This is a genomic window from Heliophilum fasciatum (assembly GCF_004341395.1).
In the GTDB taxonomy this organism is placed as follows: domain Bacteria; phylum Bacillota; class Desulfitobacteriia; order Heliobacteriales; family Heliobacteriaceae; genus Heliophilum; species Heliophilum fasciatum.
The window spans coordinates 1-5,389 of record NZ_SLXT01000053.1 but is presented as its reverse complement, the minus strand read 5'-3'; the positions used below and the strand labels follow the sequence as shown (position 1 = coordinate 5,389).

Below are 5,389 nucleotides of genomic sequence, written 5' to 3'. Positions count from 1 at the left end.
TTTACACATATAGATGTGCATAAATCCATTATAGAGTGAAAAAACAGGTGGATCTCTACGCCGTGAAGGTGGCTCTATTTTTCCGTGAACATGGCCCTATTTTGCCGACATACTGGCTCTCCAAGAGCGAAATATTCATTTATGTTGAAAGAAAGAAATACCACGCGATCACATGTAAATGTGATCGCTTTTTTTGGCCTCTCTTGACTGATATTAGCACTGTTGGTATGATGAAATTCAAGACCGTAACTGCATCTGTGGCTTTAATCTATCTAAAAAATGGATTTTAATAAAATTTGGGCGTTACATGGACGCAGGGAAAGTGTGAGGGCTGATGAATAGTTTTTTTAAGAGTGACGATTTATCTAATGAATCCAATCAATTGATTCTCGTGATTGATGATAAAGATGCTGAATTTACTCCAGAGTTGGTGAAATCCCTAACGGAAGATATGATTAAAGTTATTACCAAACATATTGTTACAGACCGTTCGAACGTAAAAGTAAGTGTGACTTCCGATCACACTACAAAAAAAATTATCTTTCATATTCCGGTTGTCAATGTACCTCGGGGGAGGTAAAGCGGTCTTGGACCAGGCCTAAACCGGGAACGATTTTTCAATACAATTTAATTCAGTACAATTGGTAAGTCGTTATTGAGCAAGGGATCTCCCTTGCTTTTTTATTTTTAAAGCGGGTAACGGTAAGAACGATAACTTTACATAAAATAGGCAGTTTATACCTATAGGAACAGAATTTAATACTATTAAAATACTGAAAAAAGGATTATCATTACTTTTGTGATTTGCAAAAACAATCTCAAACACTCTTTAGGAGGTTTTATAATGGGTAAGATTAATAAAGAAGTAGCAAAAGGTATGATTCTTGGAGCTACTTTAGCAACTATGATCACATCTGGAATTGGCATTGCAGTGGCCAGTACCCTTTTTACGGATGTACCCAATGGACAATGGTATAGTGGGGCTGTGAATTGGGCAAAACAAGAAGGAATTATGCAAGGTGTTGGTAACGATCAGTTTGCACCTGATGCCTATATGACCCGTGCTCAATTCGCTCAGGCCATGAAGAATCTTCATGATCAGGGTTATCTCAATAAACAATCTGTTGCTAACCCGGCAACAGATTCGGAGACTCCAAATAATACTACACCTGCTGCTCCGGCAGAGGGAACAACTGAAACTACACCTACTGCTCCGGCAGAGGGAACAACTGAAACTACACCTACTGCTCCGGCAGAGGGAACAACTGAAACTACCCCCGCTGCTCCGGCAGAGTAAACACCAGCAACGACTTCCGCTGAAGGTGCAGTGGATAACTTAACCTCGCCAACTCCTAATGAAGATACAGTAGGCCAGTAAGATGGCTCTTTTAAACTCCTGCATGTCAGGAGTTTTCTTTACGTTGATTAAAATAAAACAGAATAGTATAATTTAAATTGTGAAAAACAGAATATTCATTAAGTTGTGTTCGTAAACAATCTTCCTGGCCCTACAGTAATATCACCACGACTGGGTACGCTAATATTACTACCGTATGGAGTGAGAGGTGAGCGATTATGCCGTTAGTCTATTCTGTTTTTGTGCCTCATCCGCCGATTATTGTGCCTGCGATTGGTCGAGGTGAAGAATTAGCCTGTTCAGCAACGCTAGAGGCGTATCGGGAAATTGCCAATAATTTCATAGGGGATAAGATTGATACTGTCGTGATCATATCACCTCATGCAACGCTTTTACGCCAAGGAGTGATCATTCATCGAGAGGATCAGATCAATGGAGATTTTGCTTCTTTTGGTGCACCGCAGTTACAGATAGCTTTTCCGGCCCATCTTGAGTTAGCCCATGAACTTGCAAACATTCTCCCTGATGCTTTTCTCCATAGTGAGAAAGTCGACCATGGAGCCCTTGTGCCGCTTTACTTTTTACAGGAAGCTGGCTGGACGGGAAAGGTCGTCATTATGGGGATGCCGATAGAAACGGCAGTATATGCCCATAATATGGCTCGATTATTCAAATCTTTCCCAGAGAGAATTGCGCTTGTAGCCAGTGGTGATTTATCGCATCGTTTGAAAGCAGACGGACCCTATGGTTTTCATCCAGCGGGACCTCAATTCGATCAAGCGATCGTCGATGCGTTAACAAGAGATCCCTCCCAAATTCAGCATGTTGCAGTAGAACTAGCTGAAGAAGCCGGAGAATGTGGTTGGCGAAGTTTACAATTGGCATTAGCTGTTCAGGAAAGTATGCCACGTGTGCTTTCCTATGAAGGACCTTTTGGGGTAGGCTACCTCGTAGCCGAACTTTATCGCTCGTCTCCGTTACCTCATTGGGCACGACTTTGCTTTGAAACGTATTTAAAAGAAGGTAACACCAAAAGACTCGCTCTACCGGAAGGACCGGAATTTCAGCTTCAACGAGCTTGTTTCGTTACACTAAAAAAAAATGGTGAATTACGCGGGTGTATCGGAACAACAGAGCCTTGGCGTGAGAATTTGGCTGAAGAAATCAAATTCAATGCGATTGCTGCCGGTACAGAAGACCCAAGGTTTTGGCCCGTTCAAAGCGATGAGCTTTCATCTATAACCTTTTCAGTTGATATCCTCGGTGAAATGGAGAAGATATCGACTGTTGACGAGCTTGATCCGTGGCGATATGGTGTAGTAGTCCGGGGGAGAGGAAGAACAGGGTTGCTCTTGCCTCATCTCGAAGGTATTCACACCGCAGAGGAGCAAGTAAAAATCGCAAAACAAAAAGCCGGTCTTAGCATTCCGGAACCGGTAGAATTATGGCGTTTTGAAGTTGTCCGCACTTTGGAGTAAACAAAATAAATAGAGAAGATGATACATGAAGAAGTCTTATAAAATGAAGAAGTCTCGTGAAGAAGGGTCGAAATGAAAGAAGCCATCTTGTATCAGATCCAGGACAATCAAAAAGTTAATTGTAACATTTGTTTTCAGCGATGTACGATTGCCGAAGGAAAACGAGGAATTTGTGGTGTACGTGAGAACCATCAAGGAAAACTATATGCTTTAAACTACGGACAAACTGTAGCGGCTCATATTGATCCGATCGAAAAAAAACCTCTATATCACTTTTTACCGGGAACTAAGATTTATTCGTTGGCTGCTGTGGGATGCAACTTTCGTTGTGCTTGGTGCCAGAATTGGCAAATTGCACAAAGTCCGAAATCTCACAAAAAAATTGAAGGTACCATGATGACGCCGGAAGAGCATGTTCGCATGGCTCTTGCCTATGACTGTCCATCGATTGCCTATACCTACTCAGAACCGACGATTTTTGTAGAGTATGCACTGGAGACGATGAAATTAGCCAAGGCGAAAGGTCTCAAAAATGTTTGGGTGACCAATGGCTTTATGTCCAAAGAAACGCTGGATGAGATTATTCCATGTTTAGATGCGGCCAATGTTGATTTTAAGGGACCCGATGATACGGTTTATGAAGAATATTGCGGTGGTCAAACAGAACCGGTAATGGAAAATCTAAAACGCCTTTACGAAGCCGGAGTACATCTTGAAATTACTACACTGGTTGTACCTGGTGTTAATGACCAGGAAGTTCAACTTGAAAAGATTGCTCAATTTATTTCCACGGAGTTAGGACAAGAAGTACCCTGGCATGTAAGTCGCTTCTTCCCGGTCTGGAAGATGACAAAGACTCCGGTAACACCTGTAGAAACCCTAAAAATGGCGGAAAGGATCGGCAATCAAGCTGGGTTGCGGTATATCCATGTTGGGAATATATAAGCAAAAAACTCCTGCATTCCGCGGGAGTTTTCTTTCCTCATGTGGACTCGGCATTACTGGGGTGGGCGCATCTTCGGGTGCTTCTCCCCGTTATGAGTGCGATTTTCTGTATTTCAATTTCAGTTCTTCAGGCTGCAAGACCTTATCATAGTGATTTTGATAGATCTCCTTACCATGAATGTCTTTTCTTGTGCGGATAATAAAGTTTTTGAAGTCAGGATTCTCGATGGATAATTTGCTCATCGTTTCTAAATCAAGTTCGTCTTTGTTTTTTGCCGGAAAAACAACTTCGCAGTCATCAGGTTCTTCTGTGTCTAAGCGAATAACGCCGATACCAAAGGAAGTTGATAACCGCCGCAACTCTCCCATAAATTCTTCTCCCTGATCCAAGTCTGCAGTGACCAAATAGCCTTCATTTGCCCACGATGAATTCGATACAGCTTGGAAGAACGATTCTCGAAGATTGGAGAAGCTAAGTTCTTTTTTTAATTCAAATGAGAAGAAACGGATCAGTTGAATCCCCATCTGCAAGCCCAAGTCATATAAATCAGAATCAAACTCTGTAAACGGATAATAAACGCTAACCATATCCGGATGGAGCCACTGGTTAAAGCTTCTCTTAGATGATTTTTCATGAAATACGGTCTTGGTTGCTACCTTCATATAGACGGATGCATAGTAGGCCAATAGTGAGTGCAGATCACGTTCCGAATAAGCGGTCTTACTATTCTTTGTCACGATTTCCGCTGGGGCGCCTTCGGATGTTGCAGGCGTTGCATAAGACGATGCTTTAAGAATAAACCTTTTGGGGCGACCTTCCGTTTTACCGAAAACCGTTGTTTCCGGATTGTCTCGCATATCCAAATAAATATTTGCGCCAATCGTTTTCCATGGTGTTTTCCCTTTAGTAGATATGAGACGGTCATATCCTTTTTCTTTAGCAATCTCCCATATTTCAACTTCATTGAGAGGATGCTTTTCTTCTGTAAGGATTTTTTCAGCAAGTTCAAGGAACGTCATTCGATTCGTTATATCCCTGCAAGTCATCATATCCCTCATTTCTAATTGTGTTATTCATCCTTATAACGCAATCAAGGCTTGTTTTTCTATTTCCTGGATTAAACTGCCTCGTTTTCAGGGCAGATCATCTTTTGGCTTTTGTAACGTCATAATACTGGCTATCCAGTACATGATAGATTTTCTCGCTTTGGCTGTAGATATTCTTTTTCGCATCTACGCTTTAAGCAACCCCGGAGATAAGCAACTCCCACTGGATAGGGAAATTCCTCTATATGTCGATTAAGGGCCAAATATTCCCAGTTGTAATGCGTGAAGATCCATGATAAGATACAGTTCCTGTCGAGGACAGGACGTTTTATTCAAGTCTACTTCATCGCAAGATGATTTCGGGACTTTTATGTAACATGAATAGTTGCTTAAAAATACCGGTTGATTCAAAAAGTAAAACGTGATATGATATCTTTTGTGCCGCGAAAACGGTACCAAAACAATGAGCACAACTTGGTCCTTGAAAATCAAACAGTTGGAAAAAGCGTGATAACCTTTAATTCATTTATTCCAGTTAGTAAGTAAACGAGCTTGACTCGAA

The 5,389-nt window shown here is 41.6% G+C and carries 5 protein-coding genes; 4 read left to right on the top strand and 1 reads right to left on the bottom strand.

Annotated features, from left to right (window positions below; genetic code table 11):
* Nucleotides 1-334 precede the first annotated feature (334 nt).
* The 4 genes from EDD73_RS15655 (at nucleotide 335) to amrS (ending at nucleotide 3,780) form a co-directional block, all read left to right on the top strand.
* Nucleotides 335-580 carry a cell division topological specificity factor MinE gene (locus EDD73_RS15655; RefSeq protein WP_131921128.1) on the top strand — a complete coding sequence of 82 codons (246 nt, stop codon included), beginning with the start codon at nucleotides 335-337 and terminating at the stop codon, nucleotides 578-580.
* Nucleotides 581-844: 264 nt separating this feature from the next.
* Nucleotides 845-1,297, top strand: a complete 453-nt coding sequence (locus tag EDD73_RS14430; RefSeq protein WP_131921126.1) for an S-layer homology domain-containing protein — start codon at nucleotides 845-847, stop codon at nucleotides 1,295-1,297.
* A 278-nt stretch (nucleotides 1,298-1,575) separates the two neighbouring features.
* Nucleotides 1,576-2,835 (top strand): AmmeMemoRadiSam system protein A, encoded by a 1,260-nt coding sequence (amrA, locus tag EDD73_RS14425; RefSeq protein WP_131921124.1) that lies wholly within the window; start codon nucleotides 1,576-1,578, stop codon nucleotides 2,833-2,835.
* Between the two features lie 72 nt (nucleotides 2,836-2,907).
* Entirely contained in the window at nucleotides 2,908-3,780 is an 873-nt protein-coding gene (gene amrS / locus EDD73_RS14420) for an AmmeMemoRadiSam system radical SAM enzyme (RefSeq protein WP_131921122.1), read from the top strand.
* A 90-nt stretch (nucleotides 3,781-3,870) separates the two neighbouring features.
* Here the strand turns inward: amrS and EDD73_RS14415 are convergent, their stop codons facing one another.
* On the bottom strand, nucleotides 3,871-4,800 hold the full coding sequence (locus tag EDD73_RS14415; protein WP_131921120.1) for an HTH domain-containing protein: 930 nt from the start codon (nucleotides 4,798-4,800) through the stop codon (nucleotides 3,871-3,873).
* Nucleotides 4,801-5,389: the final 589 nt, after the last annotated feature.

Coding starts and splice junctions, on each gene's coding strand:
- EDD73_RS15655 (WP_131921128.1), top strand. CDS start 335: ATGAATAGTTTTTTTAAGAGTGACGATTTATCTAATGAATCCAATCAA.
- EDD73_RS14430 (WP_131921126.1), top strand. CDS start 845: ATGGGTAAGATTAATAAAGAAGTAGCAAAAGGTATGATTCTTGGAGCT.
- amrA (WP_131921124.1), top strand. CDS start 1,576: ATGCCGTTAGTCTATTCTGTTTTTGTGCCTCATCCGCCGATTATTGTG.
- amrS (WP_131921122.1), top strand. CDS start 2,908: ATGAAAGAAGCCATCTTGTATCAGATCCAGGACAATCAAAAAGTTAAT.
- EDD73_RS14415 (WP_131921120.1), bottom strand. CDS start 4,800: ATGACGTTCCTTGAACTTGCTGAAAAAATCCTTACAGAAGAAAAGCAT.